Annotated in this window: 25 protein-coding genes and 1 tRNA gene; 20 read left to right on the top strand and 6 right to left on the bottom strand. The window is 58.0% G+C overall.

The genetic code is table 11. From position 1 onward, the window contains the following. Positions 1 to 123 precede the first annotated feature (123 nt). A complete protein-coding gene (locus HCU66_RS21310) occupies positions 124 to 1,587 on the top strand; it encodes a glyceraldehyde-3-phosphate dehydrogenase (RefSeq protein WP_205890441.1) in 1,464 nt (487 codons plus the stop codon). A gap of 89 nt (positions 1,588 to 1,676) precedes the next feature. Here the strand turns inward: HCU66_RS21310 and HCU66_RS21315 are convergent, their stop codons facing one another. Both HCU66_RS21315 and HCU66_RS21320 read right to left on the bottom strand, forming a co-directional pair. Continuing rightward, complete coding sequence (locus HCU66_RS21315) at positions 1,677 to 2,366, bottom strand: endonuclease (RefSeq protein ID WP_205890442.1); 690 nt, start codon at positions 2,364 to 2,366, stop codon at positions 1,677 to 1,679. A 4-nt stretch (positions 2,367 to 2,370) separates the two neighbouring features. Further along, entirely contained in the window at positions 2,371 to 2,661 is a 291-nt protein-coding gene (locus tag HCU66_RS21320) for a DUF1654 domain-containing protein (RefSeq protein ID WP_007940214.1), read from the bottom strand. A 155-nt stretch (positions 2,662 to 2,816) separates the two neighbouring features. Between HCU66_RS21320 and HCU66_RS21325 the strand changes: the two genes are divergently transcribed. The 8 genes from HCU66_RS21325 (at position 2,817) to HCU66_RS21360 (ending at position 10,419) form a co-directional block, all read left to right on the top strand. After that, complete coding sequence (locus HCU66_RS21325) at positions 2,817 to 3,263, top strand: hypothetical protein (protein WP_205890443.1); 447 nt, start codon at positions 2,817 to 2,819, stop codon at positions 3,261 to 3,263. Between the two features lie 188 nt (positions 3,264 to 3,451). Next, a complete protein-coding gene (locus HCU66_RS21330) occupies positions 3,452 to 4,408 on the top strand; it encodes a sugar ABC transporter substrate-binding protein (protein WP_205890444.1) in 957 nt (318 codons plus the stop codon). Between the two features lie 55 nt (positions 4,409 to 4,463). Next, a complete protein-coding gene (locus HCU66_RS21335; protein ID WP_205890445.1) occupies positions 4,464 to 6,017 on the top strand; it encodes a sugar ABC transporter ATP-binding protein in 1,554 nt (517 codons plus the stop codon). Next, complete coding sequence (locus HCU66_RS21340) at positions 6,014 to 6,991, top strand: ABC transporter permease (protein WP_205890446.1); 978 nt, start codon at positions 6,014 to 6,016, stop codon at positions 6,989 to 6,991. Before HCU66_RS21335 ends, HCU66_RS21340 begins: the two co-directional genes overlap by 4 nt. Before the next feature lie 3 nt (positions 6,992 to 6,994). Beyond that, a complete protein-coding gene (locus HCU66_RS21345; RefSeq protein ID WP_205890447.1) occupies positions 6,995 to 8,014 on the top strand; it encodes a LacI family DNA-binding transcriptional regulator in 1,020 nt (339 codons plus the stop codon). Positions 8,015 to 8,038: 24 nt separating this feature from the next. Further along, on the top strand, positions 8,039 to 8,956 hold the full coding sequence (gene rbsK, locus HCU66_RS21350; RefSeq protein WP_205890448.1) for a ribokinase: 918 nt from the start codon (positions 8,039 to 8,041) through the stop codon (positions 8,954 to 8,956). After that, entirely contained in the window at positions 8,953 to 9,357 is a 405-nt protein-coding gene (gene rbsD / locus HCU66_RS21355) for a D-ribose pyranase (protein WP_205890449.1), read from the top strand. Before rbsK ends, rbsD begins: the two co-directional genes overlap by 4 nt. Positions 9,358 to 9,390: 33 nt before the next feature. After that, entirely contained in the window at positions 9,391 to 10,419 is a 1,029-nt protein-coding gene (locus HCU66_RS21360; RefSeq protein ID WP_205890450.1) for a nucleoside hydrolase, read from the top strand. A gap of 38 nt (positions 10,420 to 10,457) precedes the next feature. Here HCU66_RS21360 and HCU66_RS21365 read toward each other — a convergent pair whose 3' ends face one another. After that, positions 10,458 to 10,661, bottom strand: coding sequence for a hypothetical protein (locus tag HCU66_RS21365; protein WP_205890451.1), 204 nt, complete (start codon positions 10,659 to 10,661; stop codon positions 10,458 to 10,460). Between the two features lie 133 nt (positions 10,662 to 10,794). On the opposite strand from HCU66_RS21365, the gene HCU66_RS21370 reads away from it, so the two are divergent. Beyond that, positions 10,795 to 11,100 (top strand): hypothetical protein, encoded by a 306-nt coding sequence (locus HCU66_RS21370; protein WP_205890452.1) that lies wholly within the window; start codon positions 10,795 to 10,797, stop codon positions 11,098 to 11,100. Between the two features lie 166 nt (positions 11,101 to 11,266). Beyond that, positions 11,267 to 11,584 (top strand): I78 family peptidase inhibitor, encoded by a 318-nt coding sequence (locus HCU66_RS21375; protein WP_205890453.1) that lies wholly within the window; start codon positions 11,267 to 11,269, stop codon positions 11,582 to 11,584. 72 nt (positions 11,585 to 11,656) lie between these two features. On the opposite strand, the gene HCU66_RS21380 is transcribed toward HCU66_RS21375, so the two are convergent. Then, a complete protein-coding gene (locus HCU66_RS21380) occupies positions 11,657 to 11,869 on the bottom strand; it encodes a cold-shock protein (RefSeq protein ID WP_003179963.1) in 213 nt (70 codons plus the stop codon). A gap of 290 nt (positions 11,870 to 12,159) precedes the next feature. Beyond that, positions 12,160 to 12,462 (bottom strand): hypothetical protein, encoded by a 303-nt coding sequence (locus tag HCU66_RS21385; protein WP_205890454.1) that lies wholly within the window; start codon positions 12,460 to 12,462, stop codon positions 12,160 to 12,162. Positions 12,463 to 12,836: 374 nt separating this feature from the next. Here HCU66_RS21385 and thrS point away from each other — a divergent pair, with 374 nt between their 5' ends. The 9 genes from thrS (at position 12,837) to HCU66_RS21430 (ending at position 20,295) form a co-directional block, all read left to right on the top strand. Next, positions 12,837 to 14,759: a threonine--tRNA ligase gene (gene thrS / locus HCU66_RS21390; RefSeq protein WP_205890455.1), complete on the top strand. Its 1,923-nt coding sequence runs from the start codon at positions 12,837 to 12,839 to the stop codon at positions 14,757 to 14,759. Continuing rightward, a complete protein-coding gene (gene infC, locus HCU66_RS21395; RefSeq protein ID WP_175390795.1) occupies positions 14,759 to 15,310 on the top strand; it encodes a translation initiation factor IF-3 in 552 nt (183 codons plus the stop codon). The genes thrS and infC overlap by 1 nt, the downstream gene beginning before the upstream one ends. A gap of 60 nt (positions 15,311 to 15,370) precedes the next feature. Next, positions 15,371 to 15,565, top strand: a complete 195-nt coding sequence (rpmI, locus tag HCU66_RS21400; protein WP_002553160.1) for a 50S ribosomal protein L35 — start codon at positions 15,371 to 15,373, stop codon at positions 15,563 to 15,565. Between the two features lie 30 nt (positions 15,566 to 15,595). Next, positions 15,596 to 15,952 (top strand): 50S ribosomal protein L20, encoded by a 357-nt coding sequence (rplT, locus tag HCU66_RS21405; protein ID WP_007905879.1) that lies wholly within the window; start codon positions 15,596 to 15,598, stop codon positions 15,950 to 15,952. A 109-nt stretch (positions 15,953 to 16,061) separates the two neighbouring features. Next, complete coding sequence (gene pheS, locus HCU66_RS21410; RefSeq protein WP_095631475.1) at positions 16,062 to 17,078, top strand: phenylalanine--tRNA ligase subunit alpha; 1,017 nt, start codon at positions 16,062 to 16,064, stop codon at positions 17,076 to 17,078. Positions 17,079 to 17,104: 26 nt separating this feature from the next. Then, positions 17,105 to 19,486, top strand: coding sequence for a phenylalanine--tRNA ligase subunit beta (gene pheT / locus HCU66_RS21415; RefSeq protein WP_205890456.1), 2,382 nt, complete (start codon positions 17,105 to 17,107; stop codon positions 19,484 to 19,486). A 3-nt stretch (positions 19,487 to 19,489) separates the two neighbouring features. Then, the gene (ihfA, locus tag HCU66_RS21420; RefSeq protein ID WP_002553164.1) at positions 19,490 to 19,792 is read left to right on the top strand and encodes an integration host factor subunit alpha; all 303 of its coding nucleotides are present in this window, start codon (positions 19,490 to 19,492) and stop codon (positions 19,790 to 19,792) included. Further along, positions 19,773 to 20,129: a MerR family transcriptional regulator gene (locus HCU66_RS21425; protein WP_003179985.1), complete on the top strand. Its 357-nt coding sequence runs from the start codon at positions 19,773 to 19,775 to the stop codon at positions 20,127 to 20,129. Before ihfA ends, HCU66_RS21425 begins: the two co-directional genes overlap by 20 nt. 89 nt (positions 20,130 to 20,218) lie before the next feature. Continuing rightward, a tRNA-Pro gene (locus HCU66_RS21430) sits at positions 20,219 to 20,295 on the top strand. 308 nt (positions 20,296 to 20,603) lie between these two features. On the opposite strand, the gene yecR is transcribed toward HCU66_RS21430, so the two are convergent. After that, positions 20,604 to 21,134 (bottom strand): YecR family lipoprotein, encoded by a 531-nt coding sequence (gene yecR, locus HCU66_RS21435; protein WP_205890457.1) that lies wholly within the window; start codon positions 21,132 to 21,134, stop codon positions 20,604 to 20,606. Positions 21,135 to 21,216: the final 82 nt, after the last annotated feature.

Here is a 21,216-nt window from a genome sequence, read left to right on the forward strand (position 1 = left end):
TTTACTGGGCTGGCGCGGGGCGTGATTTTTTTGAACGGGATTTTGTTACCGCTTGTGCGACAGGCGCGCATTGCTACGGGAGGGACTCGGCGGCATAATGTAGCCCCTTTTTTCTGCCCCTACATGTGGAAGGTTACCGTGACTCAGAAGCCCGACCAGTGTCTTGGTGAATGGATCGACCGTGAAGCACTCGCAGAAGCGATGATTCCGCTTATCGGTCAGCTCTACCGCAACAACAACGTGGTGAGCTCGATCTATGGCCGCAGTCTGATCAACCAGTCTGTCATCGCGATCCTCAAAGCCCACCGCTTTGCTCGCCATCGCCAGTCCGATGACAGCGAATTGTCCGTCCACGAAACATTCCCGCTGCTCAAGGCAATGAGCGAGCTCAAGCTCGGCGCTGCTTCGGTAGACCTGGGCAAGCTGGCCGTCAAGTTCAAGGCCGAAGGCAATGGCCGCACCGCCGAAGCGTTCGTCCGTGACGAACTGGCTGATGTGGTCGGCAAGCAGAATGGTTCCGGCCGTACCGGCACCGACGTTGTCCTGTATGGCTTCGGTCGTATCGGTCGCCTGCTGGCGCGCATCCTGATCGAGAAAACCGGTGGTGGCGACGGCCTGCGTCTGCGCGCCATCGTTGTCCGCAAGGGCGCCGAGAACGATCTGGTCAAGCGTGCCAGCCTGCTGCGTCGCGACTCGGTGCACGGTTCGTTCAACGGCACCATCACCATTGATGAAGCCAACAACACCATCACCGCCAACGGCAACCTGATCCAGGTTATCTACGCGAAGAACCCGACTGAAGTGGACTACACCCAGTACGGCATCAAAGACGCGCTGCTGGTGGACAACACCGGTGTATGGCGTGACGCCGATGGCCTGGGCCAGCATCTGGCCTGCCCGGGTATCGACCGCGTTGTTCTGACCGCGCCTGGCAAAGGCAAGCTGAAGAACATCGTTCACGGCATCAACCACGGTGAAATCACCGCTGACGACAAGATCGTTTCCGCCGCTTCCTGCACCACCAACGCCATCGTGCCGGTGCTCAAAGCTGTCAACGACAAGTTCGGCATTGTCAACGGTCACGTTGAAACGGTTCACTCGTACACCAACGACCAGAACCTGATCGACAACTTCCACAAAGGCAATCGTCGTGGTCGTAGCGCCGCGTTGAACATGGTCATCACCGAGACCGGTGCTGCCACTGCCGCCGCCAAGGCGCTGCCTGAACTGGCCGGCAAGCTGACCGGTAACGCGATCCGCGTTCCGACGCCAAACGTGTCGATGGCCATTCTCAACCTGAACCTTGAGAAAGCCACCACCCGTGAAGAGATGAACGAGTACCTGCGCTACATGGCGCTGCACTCCGATCTGCACAAGCAAATCGACTTCGTCAACTCGCAGGAAGTGGTTTCCACCGACTTCGTGGGCTCGCGCCACGCAGGCGTGGTGGACGCTGAAGCGACCATCTGCAACGACAACCGCGTTGTTCTGTACGTCTGGTACGACAACGAGTTCGGTTACAGCTGCCAGGTAGTCCGCGTGATGGAAGACATGGCCGGTGTAAACCCGCCAGCATTCCCGCGCTAAGCCTTAGCTGCACATGAAAACGCCCCGACCTTGGTCGGGGCGTTTTCGTTTGTGGCGCCAATCCCTTGGAAGAAAATCCCGGCAGCCGGTTAGCCGCAAGCCTTCATATCTACAGGGCCGACAAACTCGTTGCCGCGGCCCATTACGCACGCCACGCTCTGGTTGCGCTGACGTTCCCAGGTCTGAACCGGGTAGGTTTTGTCCCAGGCTTCGTACAATTGGCGATCCTGTTTCGACAGGCGCAAGCCGTACTGCTTGCTCATGTAGAAATACGTCCGGGCGATCATGCCGCGAATGGAAGGGCGGGGCATGACCTTTTTCGCCTTGAAGTCGACCTGGGTCAGGCACGAGCCGTATTGGCCCGACTGCACGGGCAGCCAACCGAAACTGAAGTTGCTGCGATCACCATTCACCTCACCGATGCTTGGCACCAGGTTGTGCAGGTCGGCCTCGGCTTTTTGATAGGTTGGATCGTAGCGCGTGCAGTTCTTGCGACCTCCTTCTTGCCAGCACTGGCGCTGATGGCCGATCTGCCACGCCGGGACAATGTGCTCCCACTCGATGCGGGATGCGCGCTTGGCGTTTTTGCGCGGCACATAACCACAGGCGGCGAGGTCCACACGGTTGCCGGTGTATTTGCAGCCACAATAAAACTCGGTCGATTGCGGGGCATACAACTTCCAGGCGACTTTCTTGGCTTCGTCGAAGGTGCGTGGGGCGCCAGCCTGGGCGCCAAGGGTGATGCACAGAAGCAGTAAAGCAAACCAGCGGACACTCATCGACTCAATCTTCCTTCGGCACAACCCAGAAAATCTGCACGCCGCCATCGTCGCGATGGGCGAGGGTGACGTTGTCGTTCTCGTCGATTTCTTCGAGCAAGCGCTCCCACTCATCCACGGGTTCGTCCGGAAGACGGAAGATCAGTGCAGCTTTGGCTTTCTGGGCAGTGGGGGAATTGATGATTTTCTGAACGCGCATACCCAGGCGTTCGTAAGCGTCAGGAGAGGCAGAGGTAGTGGCCACGGAGTTATCCTTATTAAGCTGTACGTGCATACAGTATTTAACTGTAGGCATTTTCGCAACTGCTTAAAATTCAAGAAAATCCTCTGACAGTTTTTTTTTCTTTTTGGTGTAGGACGGCGGGGAATTTGGAAATCGAAAATCGGTGCTAAAGAAACCCGCGTGCAGGTCGATGCTCCCTTGCAAGGGATCTTTTTTCAGGAGTTCACATGTCGTTTAGTGTCGGTTTCGCAAATGCAGGCGCAATTACTATCGGGGGTAAGTCCCCGGCGACCATCAGCGACTTGAGTGAAGCAACATCCGACGCCCAAGCGCTGGGTGAAGAGCAGGGTAGCGACAACCAGGTCAGAACCGGTGGCGGTGCAGCGGCTCAGGGCGAAAGCAAATCCGAGAAAACCAGCAGTCAAAGTATTGCGGTGCAGGTGTTGCTCAAGCGCATGCAGGAACTGCAGCAGCAACTGCGCGAACAGCAGCAACAACTGGCGGCCGCTCAGGCAGCGAATTATCCGACCCCGCAAGCCAAGGCCACCGCTGTCATGACGATCCAGGGGCAAATTGCCGATACCAGTGCCGCGCTCGCGCAAGTGACAGGCAATCTGGTCAAGGAGCTGGCCAAGGGCTCCAGCAGCGGCAGCCTGGTCAACACCACTGCGTGATGCGAGACGGGTTGGTTTTTGCCAGCCGAGATACAGAACGGGCCGTTGACAAATCTCGACAGGGTTCGCATAGTTCGGTCTACGCAAACGTTTGCGCGGTCGCCGTCGATGGTTAATCCATTGAGGTTGATCCATTGAAGATCCAGCGCAATCGTTGCTCAGAATAATCATAAGATCGGAGTGAACCCATGAAGCTGCCATTCGCTGGACGTCTTTTCGCTGTCGCTATGCTGGCTGCCGCATCCGCCGCGCTGCCTGTCTCTTCGGCGTTCGCCGAAACCCCTGAAAAACCTAAAGTCGCACTGGTCATGAAATCCCTGGCCAACGAGTTCTTCCTGACCATGGAAGACGGCGCCAAGGCCTACCAGAAAGACCACTCCGGCGACTTCGAACTGATCTCCAACGGCATCAAGGACGAAACGGACACGGCCGGCCAGACGCGCATCGTCGAGCAAATGATCCTGTCCAAGGTCAACGCACTGGTCATCGCTCCGGCAGATTCCAAGGCCATGGTCCCGGTCATCAAGAAAGCCGTCGATGCCGGCATCACCGTGATCAACATCGATAACCAGCTGGACCCGACTGTCGTCAAAAGCAAAAACATCACCGTTCCATTCGTAGGTCCGGACAACCGCAAAGGCGCGCGTCTGGTGGGTGAATACCTGGCCAAACAGCTGAAGGCCGGTGACGAAGTCGGCATCATCGAAGGCGTGTCCACCACCACCAACGCCCAGCAGCGCACTGCAGGCTTCAAGGATGCGATGGAAGCGGCGCAGATCAAAGTCGTGTCCCTGCAGTCCGGCGATTGGGAAATCGACAAGGGCGGCAAGGTGGCCTCGTCGATGCTCAGCGAATACCCCAATATCAAGGCCCTGCTGGCCGGCAACGACAGCATGGCGGTCGGCGCGGTCTCTGCCGTGCGTGCCGCGGGCAAGGCCGGCAAGGTGCAAGTGGTCGGTTACGACAACATCAATGCGATCAAGCCAATGCTCAAGGATGGCCGCGTCCTGGCCACCGCCGACCAGTTTGCTGCCCGGCAAGCGGTGTTCGGCATCGAGACCGCGCTGAAAATCATCAAAGGCGAAACAGTCGATAGCGGCGCCAACGGCGTCATCGAAACTCCAGTAGAGCTGGTTACCCAGTAGTTTTCTGGCGACACAATGGTGCTCGCCTCTTGGGGCGAGCACATGGAGAGTTTTTATGTCAGTTTCCGCCCCGAACGCTGTCCTCTCGGTCAGCGGTATCGGTAAGACCTACGCCCAACCTGTCCTGACCGGCATCGACCTGACGCTGATGCGCGGCGAAGTGCTGGCGCTGACCGGCGAGAATGGTGCCGGCAAAAGCACGCTGTCGAAAATCATTGGCGGACTGGTCGCGCCGACCACCGGCCAGATGCAATTCCAGGGTCAGGATTACCGCCCTGGCAGCCGCAGCCAGGCCGAAGCGCTGGGCATCCGCATGGTCATGCAAGAACTCAATCTGTTGCCGACATTGTCGGTGGCGGAAAACCTGTTTCTCGACAATCTGCCCAGCCTCGGTGGCTGGATCAGCCGCAAGCAACTGCGCAGGGCGGCGATCGAGGCCATGGCTCAGGTCGGTCTCGACGCCATTGACCCGGACACCCTGGTCGGCGAGTTGGGGATCGGTCACCAGCAAATGGTGGAGATCGCCCGTAACCTGATTGGCGATTGCCATGTACTGATCCTCGACGAGCCGACAGCGATGCTCACGGCCCGTGAAGTCGAAATGCTCTTCGAGCAGATCACGCGTCTGCAGGCGCGCGGCGTGTCGATCATCTACATTTCCCACCGCCTCGAAGAACTGGCGCGGGTGGCTCAGCGCATCGCGGTATTGCGCGACGGCAACCTGGTCTGTGTCGAGCCGATGGCCAATTACAACAGCGAGCAACTGGTCACCCTGATGGTCGGCCGTGAACTGGGCGAACACATCGACATGGGCCCGCGCAATATCGGTGCTCCGGCCTTGACGGTCAAAGGGCTGACTCGCTCCGATAAGGTTCGCGATGTGTCCTTCGAAGTGCGCGCCGGCGAGATTTTTGGGATCTCCGGTTTGATCGGGGCAGGGCGTACCGAGTTGCTGCGCCTGATCTTCGGCGCCGATACCGCCGACAGCGGCACCGTCGCGCTGGGGGCGCCGGCTCAGGTGGTGAATATTCGTTCGCCGGCCGATGCGGTCGGTCATGGCATCGCCCTGATCACCGAAGATCGCAAGGGCGAAGGCCTGCTGCTGACGCAATCGATCAGTGCCAACATTGCCTTGGGCAATATGCCGGTGATTTCCAGCGGCGGCTTCGTCAACAACGCTGATGAAATGTCGCTGGCCCAGCGTCAGATCAACGCCATGCGCATTCGCAGTTCCAGCCCGACGCAACGGGTCTCGGAACTGTCCGGCGGCAATCAGCAGAAAGTCGTGATCGGCCGATGGCTTGAGCGCGACTGCACGGTGATGCTGTTCGATGAGCCGACCCGTGGCATCGACGTTGGCGCCAAGTTCGACATCTATACCTTGCTCGGTGAGTTGACCCGTCAGGGCAAGGCGCTGGTGGTGGTGTCCAGCGACCTGCGCGAATTGATGCTGATCTGTGACCGCATCGGCGTGCTGTCGGCAGGGCGTCTGATCGACACCTTCGAGCGTGACAGCTGGACCCAGGATGATTTGCTTGCGGCCGCGTTCGCCGGCTACCAAAAACGTGATGCGTTGCTCAATGAAGCGGCGCCTAGGGATCTTCCATGAATACTGCAACTCTGGTCGGCAAACGTAGTGGCAATTTTTACGGCCTCGGCACTTACCTGGGCCTGGCGGGTGCCTTGCTGGCGATGGTCGCGTTGTTCTCGGTGTTGAGCAGCCATTTCCTGTCTTACGACACCTTCAGTACCCTGGCCAACCAGATCCCCGATTTGATGGTGCTGGCGGTCGGCATGACGTTTGTGTTGATCATCGGCGGTATCGATTTGTCGGTGGGGTCGGTGCTGGCGCTCGCGGCGTCGACGGTCAGCGTGGCGATTCTGGGCTGGGGCTGGAGTGTGCTGCCGGCGGCGTTGCTGGGAATGGGCACCGCGGCACTGGCGGGCACCATCACCGGTTCGATTACCGTGGCGTGGCGGATTCCGTCGTTCATCGTGTCCCTCGGAGTGCTGGAAATGGCGCGGGGCCTGGCGTATCAGATGACCGGTTCGCGCACCGCTTACATCGGTGATGCCTTCGCCTGGCTGTCCAACCCGATCGCGTTCGGCATTTCGCCGTCGTTCATCATTGCCTTGCTGATTATCTTCATCGCCCAGGCCGTGCTGACGCGCACCGTCTTCGGTCGTTACCTGATCGGTATTGGCACCAACGAAGAAGCGGTGCGTCTGGCAGGGATCAATCCGAAGCCCTACAAGATCCTGGTGTTCAGCCTGATGGGGCTGTTGGCTGGCATCGCTGCGTTGTTTCAGATTTCTCGCCTGGAAGCGGCGGACCCGAATGCCGGTTCCGGTCTGGAGCTGCAAGTGATCGCCGCGGTGGTGATCGGCGGCACCAGTCTGATGGGCGGGCGCGGTTCGGTCATCAGCACCTTCTTCGGTGTGCTGATCATCTCGGTACTGGCGGCCGGTCTGGCGCAGATCGGCGCGACCGAGCCCACCAAACGCATCATCACCGGTGCGGTGATCGTGGTGGCGGTGGTGCTCGATACTTATCGCAGTCAGCGCGCAAGTCGGCGGACCTGAGTCATGGCAACCATCAAGGATGTAGCGGCACTCGCGGGCATTTCCTACACCACGGTTTCCCACGTGGTGAACAAGACGCGGCCGGTGAGTGAAGAAGTGCGGATCAAGGTCGAGGCGGCGATCAAAAGTCTCGACTACGTGCCCAGTGCCGTGGCCCGCTCGCTGAAAGCGAAAACCACCGCGACCATCGGCCTGCTGGTGCCCAACAGCCTCAACCCGTACTTCGCCGAGTTGGCCCGTGGCATCGAGGATTACTGCGAGCGCAACGGCTATTGCGTCATTCTCTGCAATTCCGACGACAACCCGGACAAGCAGCGCAGCTACCTTCGCGTGCTACTGGAAAAGCGCATCGACGGTTTGATCGTTGCGTCTGCCGGTGGTGACAGCAGCCTGGCCGAAGGCTTAACGGGCGTGCGTACGCCGATGGTGATCGTCGACCGAGACCTGGAAGGCGTCGATGCCGACCTGGTACGCATCGATCACGAATACGGTGCCTATCTGGCGACCCGGCACTTGCTGGAGTTGGGGCACCGGGACATCGCCACGATTGGCGGGCCGGCGAGTACCAGCGTGGCGCAGATGCGTCTGGCCGGTTATTGCCGCGCCTTGAAAGAGGCGGGCGTCGAAGTGCCGCGCGAGCGCATGCTGGAAAGCGACTTCACCAGCACCGGCGGTTACAACGCCGCCGCGATCCTGCTGGAAAAGAACCCGCCCAGCGCAATCTTTGCCGGCAACGACATGATCGGCATCGGTGTGTTGCGCGCCGCTGCCGAGCGCAATATTCGTGTACCCACCGAGTTGTCGGTAATCGGCTTCGACGATATCCAGATGAGCCGTTACGTCTATCCGGCGCTGACGACCGTGGGCCAGTCGATCCTGCAACTTGGCGAGATGGCGGCCGAGGTGTTGTTGCGCCGGATTGCCGCGCCGCATCTGGCGACCGATCAGCGCATCGTGACGCCCAGTATTGTCTTGCGGGAATCGACTGCGCCGCTGACCGGTGTGTTTGCCCAATACCGCTGAAATCGAATTGATGAGTAAAGATGTATGCCAGCAAAAGTAGTGGTAATAGGCAGCCTCAACATGGACCTGGTAACCCGGGCACCACGGCTGCCCCGTGGTGGTGAAACGCTGATCGGCAAGTCATTTGCCACGGTTTCCGGCGGCAAGGGGGCGAACCAGGCCGTGGCCGCGGCGCGCCTGGGAGCGCAGGTGTCGATGGTCGGTTGCGTGGGCAACGACGCTTATGGCGGAGCGCTGCGCGGGGCGCTGTTGGCCGAGCGGATCGATTGCCAGGCGGTCAGCACCGTCGAAGATTCCAGCGGTGTGGCGCTGATCGTGGTCGATGACAACAGTCAGAACGCGATCGTGATTGTCGCGGGTGCCAACGGCGCGCTGACCCCCGAGGTGGTCGACCGTTTCGACAATGTATTGCAGACGGCGGATGTCATCATCTGTCAGCTGGAAGTGCCGGATGCCACGGTCGGCCATGCTCTGAAACGCGGACGTGAACTGGGCAAAAAAGTGATCCTCAATCCGGCACCGGCCAGTCGCCCGTTGCCGGCGGATTGGTATGCGGCCATCGATTACCTGATCCCCAACGAAAGCGAGGCCACGGCCTTGAGCGGTTTGCCGGTGGATTCCCTGAACACTGCCGAAGCCGCCGCGACCCAGCTGATCGCCATGGGCGCTGGCAAAGTGATCATCACCCTTGGCGCGCAGGGATCACTGTTCGCCGATGGCACACGCTTTGAACATTTCCCGGCACCGAAAGTGAAGGCGGTCGATACCACCGCGGCTGGCGACACTTTCGTCGGTGGTTTCGCCGCAGCCCTGGCGGCCGGCAAAAGCGAGGCCGAGGCGATTCGTTTCGGTCAGGTCGCCGCTGCGCTGTCGGTCACCCGGGCCGGCGCGCAACCTTCGATTCCTACCTTGTCCGACGTACAGGCCTTTAAAGCACCATGAAAAAGACTCCTTTGCTCAACGTCGCGCTGTCGCGGCTGATTGCGTCCCTGGGCCATGGCGACAGGGTCGTGATCGGCGATGCTGGCTTGCCGGTACCACCCGGCGTCGAACTGATCGACCTGGCCTTGACCCACGGCATTCCGGATTTCATCAGTACCTTGAAGGTCGTGCTCAGCGAAATGCAGGTCGAAAGCCATGTGCTGGCCCATGAGATTCTGGACAAAAAACCGTCTGCCTTGAGCGCGCTGGATGAGCTGAATGCCGAGGGTGCGCTGGGTCGGCGCGAATTGCTCAGCCATGACCAATTCAAAGTGCTTAGCCGACAGGCACGGGCGATTGTTCGTACAGGCGAATGTCAGCCGTACTGCAACATTGTTTTGGTCGCTGGCGTAACGTTCTAGCTTTCCGTTCTTCCCACGCACAAGGAGTGCCCTATGCACCGCTATGCTCAGAAACTGCACCACTTGCTTCGGAGTCTGCTGCTTTTGTCCCTGATTACCGCAACAAGCGCCCACGCGGCGGAAAAGATCGACTTGATCATCGACACCGATCCGGGCGCCGATGACGTGGTCGCCTTGCTGTTTGCCCTGGCCTCGCCGGAAGAACTGAACATTCGTGCGCTGACCACCGTCGCTGGCAACGTGCGTCTGGACAAGACCTCGCGTAATGCGCGTCTGGCCCGCGAATGGGCGGGCCGCGAAGAGGTGCCGGTTTACGCAGGCGCACCGAAACCGATGATGCGCACGCCGATCTATGCCGAAAACATCCACGGCAAGGAAGGTCTGTCGGGTGTCACCGTGCATGAGCCGAAGAAAGGCCTGGCCGAAGGCAATGCGGTCAATTACCTGATCGATACCCTGAAGGCCGCCAAACCCCACAGCATCACCATCGCCATGCTCGGCCCGCAGACCAATCTGGCCCTGGCGCTGATCCAGGAACCTGAAATCGTTCAGGGCATCAAGGAAGTGGTGATCATGGGCGGTGCGCATTTCAATGGCGGCAACATTACCCCGGTGGCCGAGTTCAACCTGTTTGCCGACCCACAGGCGGCGGAAGTGGTGCTCAAAAGTGGCGTCAAGCTGACTTATCTGCCGCTGGACGTGACCCACAAGATCCTCACCAGTGACGCGCGCCTGAAACAGATCGCCGCACTGAACAACAATGCCAGCAAGCTGGTAGGCGATATTCTCAACGAGTACGTCAAAGGCGACATGGAGCACTACGGCATTCCGGGTGGCCCGGTGCATGACGCCACGGTCATCGCTTACCTGCTCAAGCCGGAACTGTTTACCGGTCGGTCGGTAAACGTGGTGGTCGACAGTCGTGAAGGGCCGACCTTCGGCCAAACCATCGTCGACTGGTATGACGGCCTGAAGGCGCCGAAAAATGCCTTCTGGGTTGAAAATGGCGACGCTCAGGGCTTCTTCGACCTGCTGACCCAGCGCCTGGCTCGCTTGAAGTAAGCCATGGACCCGCAGGTGCCAGCCTGCGGGGTTTTCCGCTACTCGGTATCCGCGCCCATGTAATCGGCAGGGTACCTCTCGAGAACCTGAGTGATGAAGGTGTGGGCGGCCTGCGTCCCCAACTCCTTGACCAGCAAGTCGATACCAATGATTGCCAGCTCTTCCGGACTGCCCGGGCTGTAAGAGCTGTGGCCTTGTGGCCACTTGATGGTGATATTGGCGTCGATGCTTACGGTGGTCATGATGGCGCTCGTGAAGTCGGGAAAGTCTGAGTGGTCGAGTTAACCATTTTGCAGGGCATTTGACACTCCGACTTAGGCATCAGGAGAGGGCTATGCGACACTTGGTCTTTGACGAACTTTCAAGGATTGTGCTGTGCAGATCGATTTGAACACTCCTGACGGCTTGACCCTCGAAGCAGTGCGTCAGCTACTGGCCTCTGCCAGCGACGATGAGCACACCCAGTTGCGGGTCACCAAGGGCGGCATCGCCTATATTTCGTCGGGCGTCGTGGGCGGTACTGATATCGACGGGCTGCTGTTTCGCCTGGAAACATGGGCCAAGGGTTCGGGTTATGTCGGACGGGTCGCGGCCAGTGACGAAGTCTGGGTCATGCAGATCTTCAATGCGCTCAAGCAGAACTGGCCAAAGCCGCCTTTCGATTACATCGACGTCTATTGAACGCTGTTCATATTCAGTCACGATTGAGGGATGAACGGCAGGTAATGCTCAGGCACACTCGCCGCTGTCAGGATCGAGGGCGGGGCGATAGTTTCTGTCTGGAAACCTAATGCCAAAATGGCTGTCGCACGATCTCAGCTTAACTATTTGGAAAAAAGGAGGCTTCATGCCTTGGAAGCTCGCGTCATTGGGTACTTTGTTGGCCGCCACTCTGTTGGTCGGTTGCAGCAATACACCCACCGAGTCGGCAAAGGACCCTGTGGCGACCGATACCGGCCACAGCCGTTGTGAAGCAAAGGCTGCCGAATTCACCATTGGCAAAAAAGCTTCGCCCGAACTGCTGGAGCAGGCACGTGCCCGCGCAGGCGCGCAGAATGCCCGGTTCCTCGAGCCTAATGACATGGTGACCCTGGAATACCGCTCCGATCGCCTGAACCTGAACACCGATAACAACCTGGTGATCACACGCGTCAACTGCGGCTGATTGCCCCAGGCGTTTGTTTCACCCATAAAAAACCCCGTCACATGGACGGGGTTTTTTTAGCGCGCCGGGAAATTACTCTGGGCGAACTTGTGCAGCTTGCATACCCTTTTGGCCTTTCTCAGCCACGAAGGAAACGGTCTGGCCTTCTTTCAGGCTTTTGAAACCGTCGCTTTCGATAGCTTTGAAGTGTACGAACAGGTCGTCACCGCCACCTTGAGGAGTGATGAAGCCGAAGCCTTTTTCATCGTTGAACCATTTAACGGTGCCGGTTTGGCGATTAGACATGGTGTATCTCCAAGAAACATATATTTTCAGTAGTACTGTGCTGCTCAGGCCAACTGGGCACACCGGAGTATCATAGTCGAAATGTTCGCTTTGGGAGCCCCCCGGACGTGCTGTTTGCCCTACAGTCGCGTTCTCTTTGTTGCTCTGTATGGCTGAAAGCCCCGTTTTAAAAGGCTTTCAGCCGAAAGTAAGGACAATAAAAAAAGCTGTAAAACCTGCATAAATCGTACGAAAAAGCTGAAATCCATCACTTTTTATCAGCGTTGGGCCGAGTCAAAAGGACTTTTTCCTCACTTTTTCGCCGGTGGATTGGCCTTGCATTTGGCGATCTGGCCCAGTGCCTTCTGTTGCAGTTCGGGGCTGGCCTTGTTGTCCATCAACGACTGAATATCGCTGGCCGGGTAGGATTTGATCGCGTCGGCCCCACATGCGCAGTGTGACTTCGCAGCCGCAGCGCCGATCTGCGGAGAGGCCGCCTGAGTGCACTGAGCCATGTACTTCTCGCGCTCGCCCTTTGGCCAATCGGCATGGGCAGCCAGCGGCAGTAACAGGACGACGGGTGCGACGACGGCGAATAAACGATTCAGACGCATGCTGGGATGCTCCTTTTGGGTCAATGTCTTGTTATCTGAGAGGGAAAGCGGGCTTCAAGTTCAGCACTCTGGCATAAAAATGCCTGATTTGCCCCAGCAGAAAACCTCGGTGCATCGGCGACCGTTCATCTGTGCTAGCATGCCTCGCTCGGGCGTTTGCAGGCTCCGGATGACCTTCAGTCCCGGCAGCGGCAGAGGCGCGAATAATCCTGATTTGAATCCCAGTCACTCTGGTTCGGTTTTCCGGTTGGCCGCAAGGCTCCTGCCGCTGTAAGGCAGGCGTTCGTCATTGAATGGCCTGGATCGGATCTTGTACTGGCTCATCCCAACCCACGTGACCTTTGGTAGGGGTCACCACTAGGAGAGGAGGCGCCATGCCAACTATTACTCTTCCCGACGGCAGTCAACGTTCATTCGATCACCCGGTTTCCGTAGCCGAGGTCGCCGCATCCATCGGTGCAGGCCTGGCCAAGGCCACCGTGGCCGGCAAGGTCAATGGCAAGCTGGTCGACGCCAGCGACATCATCGACAGCGATGCTTCGCTGCAAATCATTACGCCAAAGGATGAAGAGGGGCTGGAGATCATTCGCCACTCTTGCGCCCACCTGGTTGGCCACGCGGTCAAGCAGCTGTACCCGACGGCCAAGATGGTCATCGGCCCGGTCATTGACGAAGGTTTCTATTACGATATCGCCTTCGAACGTCCTTTCACGCCGGACGACCTGGCCGCCATCGAACAGCGCATGCAACAGCTGATCGAGAAAGATTACGACGTGATCAAGAAAGTCACTCCGCGCGCCGAAGTGATCGAAGTGTTCAAGGCTCGCGGCGAAGACTACAAGCTGCGTCTGGTCGAGGACATGCCGAACGAGCAAGCCATGGGCCTGTACTATCACGAAGAATACGTCGACATGTGCCGCGGTCCACATGTGCCGAACACCCGCTTCCTGAAATCTTTCAAGCTGACCAAGCTGTCCGGCGCCTACTGGCGTGGTGATGCCAAGAACGAGCAGTTGCAGCGCGTTTACGGCACCGCATGGGCGGACAAGAAGCAGCTGGCGGCTTACGTCCAGCGCATCGAAGAAGCTGAAAAGCGCGATCACCGCAAGATCGGCAAGCGTCTGGGCCTGTTCCATACCCAGGAAGAGTCGCCGGGCATGGTGTTCTGGCACCCGAATGGCTGGACTCTGTACCAGGTGCTCGAGCAGTACATGCGCAAGGTTCAGCGTGACAATGGCTACCTGGAGATCAAAACTCCGCAAGTCGTTGATCGCAGCCTGTGGGAGAAATCCGGGCACTGGGCCAACTACGCCGACAATATGTTCACCACTCAGTCGGAAAACCGCGACTACGCCATCAAGCCGATGAACTGCCCGTGCCACGTGCAGGTGTTCAATCAGGGCCTGAAAAGCTACCGCGAATTGCCGATGCGTCTGGCCGAGTTCGGTGCCTGCCACCGTAACGAGCCGTCGGGTGCGCTGCACGGCATTATGCGCGTTCGCGCCTTCACGCAGGACGATGCTCACATCTTCTGCACTGAAGAGCAGATGCAGGCCGAATCCGCCGCGTTTATCAAGCTGACCATGGACGTCTATGCCGACTTCGGCTTTAAAGAAGTCGAAATGAAGCTGTCCACTCGTCCGGAAAAGCGCGTCGGTTCCGACGAGCTGTGGGATCGCGCCGAAGCGGCGTTGGCCGCAGCCCTTGATAGCGCGGGCCTGCCGTACGATCTGCAGCCGGGCGAGGGGGCGTTCTACGGTCCGAAGATCGAGTTCTCGCTGAAAGATTGTCTCGGCCGCGTTTGGCAGTGTGGTACCTTGCAGCTCGATTTCAACCTGCCTGTACGTCTCGGTGCCGAATACGTCTCCGAAGACAACAGCCGCAAGCACCCGGTAATGTTGCACCGGGCGATCCTCGGTTCCTTCGAGCGTTTCGTCGGGATTTTGATCGAGCACTATGAAGGTGCATTCCCTGCGTGGCTGGCGCCAACCCAGGCAGTGATCATGAATATCACTGATAAACAGGCAGATTTTGTCGCCCAGGTGGAAAAAACTCTCAACGAAAGCGGATTTCGTGCCAAGTCTGACTTGAGAAATGAAAAGATCGGCTTTAAAATCCGCGAGCATACTTTGCTCAAGGTTCCCTATCTTTTGGTTATCGGAGATAAGGAAGTCGAGATGCAGACTGTCGCTGTGCGTACTCGTGAAGGTGCTGACCTGGGCTCGATGCCCGTCGCCCAGTTCGCTGAGTTTCTCGCGCAAGCGGTTTCCCGGCGTGGTCGCCCAGATTCGGAGTAATTATTATTAAGCGTGAAATGAGACAAGATAAACGAACTGCACCGAAAGCCCCGATCAACGAGAATATCTCGGCACGCGAGGTTCGGTTAATTGGCGCTGACGGCGAGCAGATTGGCATCGTCTCGATTGATGAAGCGCTTCGTATTGCTGAAGAAGCCAAGCTTGATCTGGTGGAAATTTCCGCCGACGCAGTCCCACCGGTTTGCCGTGTGATGGACTACGGCAAATCGATCTTCGAGAAAAAGAAGCAGATTGCCGCGGCGAAGAAGAACCAGAAGCAGATTCAGGTAAAAGAAATCAAGTTTCGTCCAGGGACGGAGGAAGGGGATTACCAGGTAAAACTGCGCAACCTGGTACGTTTCCTGAGTGACGGGGACAGGGCCAAGGTATCCTTGCGATTCCGCGGCCGTGAGATGGCCCACCAGGAGCTGGGGATGGAACTCCTCAAGCGAGTTGAAGGTGACTTGCTCGAGTACGGTTCGGTCGAACAGCATCCTAAGATGGAAGGACGCCAGCTGATCATGGTCATCGCCCCGAAAAAGAAGAAGTAATCAACAGGGCACGGCAGGCCTTCTGATTATGTTTATCAACTGAATGCGGAGTATCCGAACATGCCAAAGATGAAAACCAAAAGTGGTGCTGCTAAGCGGTTTCTGAAAACTGCTAACGGTATCAAGCACAAGCACGCTTTCAAGAGCCACATCCTGACCAAAATGTCGACCAAGCGTAAGCGTCAACTGCGCGGTAGCAGCTTGCTGCATCCGTCTGACGTGGCAAAAGTCGAGCGCATGCTGCGCCTTCGTTAATTTTTGGATCAAGAATAGAGGAAGTAACTCATGGCTCGTGTAAAGCGTGGCGTCATTGCCCGTAAACGTCACAAAAAAATTCTGAAACTTGCTAAAGGCTACTACGGCGCTCGCTCGCGCGTATTCCGTGTTGCCAAGCAAGCGGTAATCAAGGCAGGCCAATACGCCTACCGTGACCGTCGTCAGAAAAAACGTCAGTTCCGCGCTCTGTGGATCGCTCGTATCAACGCTGGTGCACGTATCAACGGTCTGTCCTACAGCCGTTTCATCGCCGGCCTGAAAAAAGCGTCCATCGAGATCGACCGTAAGGTTCTGGCTGATCTGGCAGTGAACGAAAAAGCGGCGTTTGCTGCGATTGTCGAGAAAGCTAAAGCCACCTTGGCTTAAGTACCCCCGACAGTCACCCGGTCTCACCTCTGTGGGGCCAGGTGTTAAACGTCATAAATAGGGGAAGAGCCTTCAAGCTCTTCCCCTATTTTGTATCTGGAGTCTGTACATGGAAAACCTGGATGCGCTCGTCTCTCAAGCACTAGAGGCTGTGCAAAGCGCTGAAGATATCAATGCCCTGGAGCAAATCCGGGTTCACTACCTTGGCAAAAAGGGCGAATTGACTCAGGTGATGAAGACCCTGGGGAATTTGCCGGCAGAAGAGCGTCCGCAAGTCGGTGCGCTGATCAACGTTGCCAAGGAGCGTGTCACAGAGGTTCTCAATGCGCGCAAGGCACTGTTTGAGGAGGCTGATCTGGCCGCCAAACTGTCCGCCGAGTCCATTGACGTGACCCTGCCTGGCCGTGGCCAGACCTCGGGTGGTCTGCATCCGGTTACTCGCACTCTGGAACGTATCGAACAGTTCTTCACCCGCATCGGCTACGGCATTGCCGAAGGCCCTGAGGTCGAAGACGACTACCACAACTTCGAAGCGCTCAACATCCCTGGCCATCACCCGGCCCGGTCGATGCATGACACCTTCTATTTCAATGCCAACATGTTGCTGCGCACCCATACCTCGCCGGTACAGGTCCGCACCATGGAATCGAAACAGCCGCCGATCCGCATCGTCTGCCCAGGCCGTGTGTACCGTAGCGACTCCGATATCACCCACTCGCCGATGTTCCACCAGGTCGAAGGCCTGCTGGTCGACCGCGATATCAATTTCGCCGACCTGAAAGGCACCATCGAAGAGTTCCTGCGCGTGTTCTTCGAAAAAGAACTGGCGGTGCGTTTCCGCCCTTCGTACTTCCCGTTCACCGAGCCATCCGCTGAAGTCGACATGGAATGCGTGATGTGCAGCGGTAAAGGCTGCCGTGTCTGCAAGCAGACTGGCTGGCTGGAAGTGATGGGCTGCGGCATGGTTCACCCGAACGTGCTGCGTATGTCCGGGATCGACCCGGAAGAGTTTTCGGGCTTTGCCTTCGGCATGGGCGTTGAGCGTCTGGCCATGCTGCGTTACGGCGTGAACGACTTGCGTCTGTTCTTCGACAACGACTTGCGGTTCCTCGCGCAATTTCGCTAGTCGTAACGAATTCTTAGGAGAGCAGGATGAAATTCAGTGAACAATGGCTGCGTGGCTGGGTAAGCCCGCAGGTAAATCGCGACGAGCTGGTTGCTCGTCTGTCGATGGCCGGTCTTGAGGTCGATAGCGTTACGCCGGCCGCCGGTGAATTCAGTGGCGTGGTGGTGGGCGAGGTGCTGAGCACCGAGCAACACCCTGATGCCGACAAGCTGCGCGTTTGCCAGGTCAGCAGTGGCTCGGAGACCTTTCAGGTGGTGTGCGGTGCGCCAAACGTGCGCCCGGGCCTGAAGATCCCGTTCGCCATGATCGGTGCCGAACTGCCAGGCGACTTCAAAATCAAGAAAGCCAAACTGCGTGGCGTTGAATCCAACGGCATGCTGTGTTCCCAGGCCGAGTTGCAAATCGGCGAAGGTAACGACGGCTTGATGGAATTGCCGGCCGATGCGCCGGTTGGTCAGGACATTCGTGAGTACCTGAATCTGGAAGACGCCAGCATCGAGGTCGACCTGACCCCGAACCGCGGCGACTGCCTGTCCCTGGCCGGTCTGGCCCGCGAAGTCGGTGCGCTTTACGCCGCCCCGGTGGTGCGCCCGGCAATTGCCAGCGTTCCTGCCGTGCACGACGAAGTGCGTTCGATCGAAGTGCTGGCGCCAAACGCTTGCCCGCGTTACCTGGGTCGTGTGATCCGTAACGTTGACCTGTCCAAGCCTACGCCACTGTGGATGGTTGAGCGCCTGCGTCGCGCCGACGTGCGCAGCATCGACGCCGCCGTCGACATCACCAACTACGTGATGCTGGAACTGGGTCAACCGCTGCACGCCTTCGATCTCGCCGAAATCAATGGCGGCATCCGCGTGCGCATGGCCGAAGATGGCGAGAAGCTGGTGCTGCTCGACGGTCAGGAAGTCAGCCTGCGTAGCGATACGCTGGTGATCGCCGACCACACCCGCGCCTTGGCTATCGCCGGCGTCATGGGTGGCGAGCACAGCGGCGTCAACACTGCGACAACGCGCGATATTTTTCTGGAAAGCGCGTTCTTCGACCAGATTGCCGTCGCTGGCAAGGCTCGTTCCTACGGCCTGCACACCGATGCCTCGCACCGTTACGAGCGTGGCGTGGACTGGAAGCTTGCCCGTGAAGCCATGGAGCGCGCCACCGGCCTGCTTCTGGACATCACCGGCGGCGAAGCTGGCCCGATCGTCGAAACCGTCAGCGAGCAGCACCTGCCGTCGATCGCACCGATCACCCTGCGTGCCCAACGCATCACCCAGATGCTGGGCATGGAAATGGATTCGGCCGAAGTCGAGCGTCTGCTCAGCGCCTTGGGCCTGACCATTACTGCCGATGGGGCAGGGCAGTGGCGCGTTGAAGTGCCAAGCTTCCGTTTCGATATCAGCCTGGAAGTCGATCTGATCGAAGAGCTGGCCCGTCTGTACGGTTACAACCGTCTGCCGGTTCGCTACCCACAAGCCCGTCTGGCACCACAAGCCAAGGCCGAAGCGCGCAGCGATTTGCCTGAACTGCGTCGTCTGCTGGTGGCCCGTGGTTATCAAGAAGCGATTACCTACAGCTTCATCGATCCGAAACAATTTGAGTTGTTTAATCCGGGTGTTGAGCCGCTGCTACTGGCCAACCCGATTTCCAACGACATGGCGGCCATGCGTTCGTCCCTGTGGCCGGGCCTGGTCAAGGCACTTCAGCACAACCTGAACCGTCAGCAGGATCGCGTCCGCCTGTTCGAAAGCGGCCTGCGTTTCGTCGGTCAGCTGGAAGGCCTGAAGCAAGAGCCGATGCTGGCGGGTGTGGTGTGCGGTGGCCGTCTGCCGGAAGGCTGGGCGCAAGGTCGCGATGTCGTGGATTTCTTCGACGTCAAAGCCGATGTGGAAGCCGTGCTGGGCTTCGCCGGCGCATTGGACGCGTTCACGTTCGTGCCGGGCAAACACCCAGCGTTGCACCCGGGTCAAACCGCGCGCGTCGAGCGTGAGGGTCGTCTGGTCGGCTACGTCGGTGCTATCCACCCTGAATTGTCGAAAACCCTCGGTCTCGACCGTCCGGTCTTCGTTTTCGAGCTGGTTCTGGCCGAAGTGGCTTCGGGTAAAATGCCGAAATTCCAGGAGTTATCGCGCTTTCCTGAAGTGCGTCGTGACCTTGCACTGCTGGCGGATACAGACGTTGCGGCCACTGCCGTACTGGACGTAATCCGTGAAAATGCAGGTGAATGGCTGACGGACCTCAGGCTATTTGACGTGTATCAGGGTAAAGGCATTGATCCGCATAGAAAAAGCCTTGCAGTTGGCTTGACCTGGCAGCATCCATCGCGCACTCTTAATGACGATGAGGTGAATTCCACGACGCAAAACATCCTCACCTCGCTCGAACAAAGGTTGAACGCCACGTTAAGGAAGTGACGTATGGGGGCTTTGACGAAAGCTGAGATGGCGGAACGTCTGTACGAAGAGCTGGGCCTGAACAAGCGGGAGGCCAAGGAATTGGTCGAACTGTTTTTCGAAGAAATCAGGCACGCGCTCGAAGACAACGAACAAGTCAAATTGTCCGGTTTCGGCAATTTCGACCTTCGGGACAAACGCCAGCGGCCTGGCCGCAATCCGAAAACGGGAGAAGAAATCCCGATCACGGCTCGCCGTGTGGTCACCTTTCGTCCAGGGCAGAAGTTGAAGGCCCGAGTTGAGGCTTATGCTGGAACCAAGTCATAACGACGAGCTACCCGTCATCCCGGGCAAACGCTACTTCACCATTGGTGAAGTCAGCGAGCTATGTGCCGTAAAACCGCACGTGCTGCGCTACTGGGAGCAGGAGTTTCCTCAACTCAACCCCGTCAAACGCCGCGGAAACCGCCGGTATTATCAGCGCCAGGACGTGCTGATGATCCGGCAGATCCGTGCGCTTCTTTACGATCAGGGGTTCACCATCGGCGGCGCACGTTTGCGTTTGTCCGGCGATGAGGCCAAAGACGACACCACCCAATACAAACAAATGATCCGCCAGATGATCGCCGAGCTCGAAGATGTTCTGGTGGTACTCAAGAAATAAATTCCTGCTTTTAAATACTTCCAGTTTTCAAAAGCTTGCGATATATTCTTGAGCGTTCCTCGAGATGAGGGACAGAGTCAACGCCTAGTCGGGGCGTAGCGCAGTCCGGTAGCGCACTAGCATGGGGTGCTAGGGGTCGAGTGTTCGAATCACTCCGTCCCGACCATATTATTCAAAGGGGTCGCGAGATTTTATCTCGCGACCCCTTTTTGTTTTTAAGTGTTTTTGCCCCTGTCCCGTCCTGAATCAGGTTAACACCTGTCTCAGGACTAGACATTGGCGCNATTCAAAGGGGTCGCGAGATTTTATCTCGCGACCCCTTTTTGTTTTTAAGTGTTTTTGCCCCTGTCCCGTCCTGAATCAGGTTAACACCTGTCTCAGGACTAGACATTGGCGCTGCCCTCGATCTGTGATGCGTGGAGTACATATGCGCTCCTTCTGGGTTTCCGGGCCAGAAGGGCTCGGGGAGGGGGGTTATTGCTCCATGATCACCCGGTACCGCTTTTGGTACTCCTCATACGACGGTGCAGATTTATTCAACTGCTGAATTTGTTGCAGCTTCCACTGATCCTTGCTGAGCGGCCCGCCCGGAGCAGGAGTTGCTGCAGCGTCGGCAACGGGCGCGGTGGCGGCCGGTGTAGTGGAAGCGCTGGAGGTGTTGAGGTTACCCAGGCATTGGTATTGGACAACTATCTGACCTGCAATGCAGGTACCGTAGCCATTCATCTGGTTGCAGTGCTGGGTTTTCCCTCCAAAGGCCTCTGCATCGGAGTAACCCCACAACACGCATTTCGATTTGGCAATTCTCTGGGCTTGCTCGACTCGAACCACAGGGGTCTCAAACTGCTGGAAGTCATATGCCATATCAACGACGCCATCAGCTCGGCTTCCCCCTTTGGCGTAAAAGTCCTTGTTAGTGGCGCAACCCGCGAGGGTTGCTGACAATGCGAGGGCGAGAGCTACCGATAACTTGCGCGCAACAGGGTTCGATGCTGAGAAGGTCATATATTATGGACTCCGTTCATCTTTAGAGCAGTCCGCAAACGACCACTTGCGCAATGCCCAGCAGGGTCTTGCGATGTGAGGT

The organism is Pseudomonas frederiksbergensis, assembly GCF_017114915.1.
In the GTDB taxonomy this organism is placed as follows: Bacteria; Pseudomonadota; Gammaproteobacteria; order Pseudomonadales; family Pseudomonadaceae; genus Aquipseudomonas; species Aquipseudomonas frederiksbergensis_I.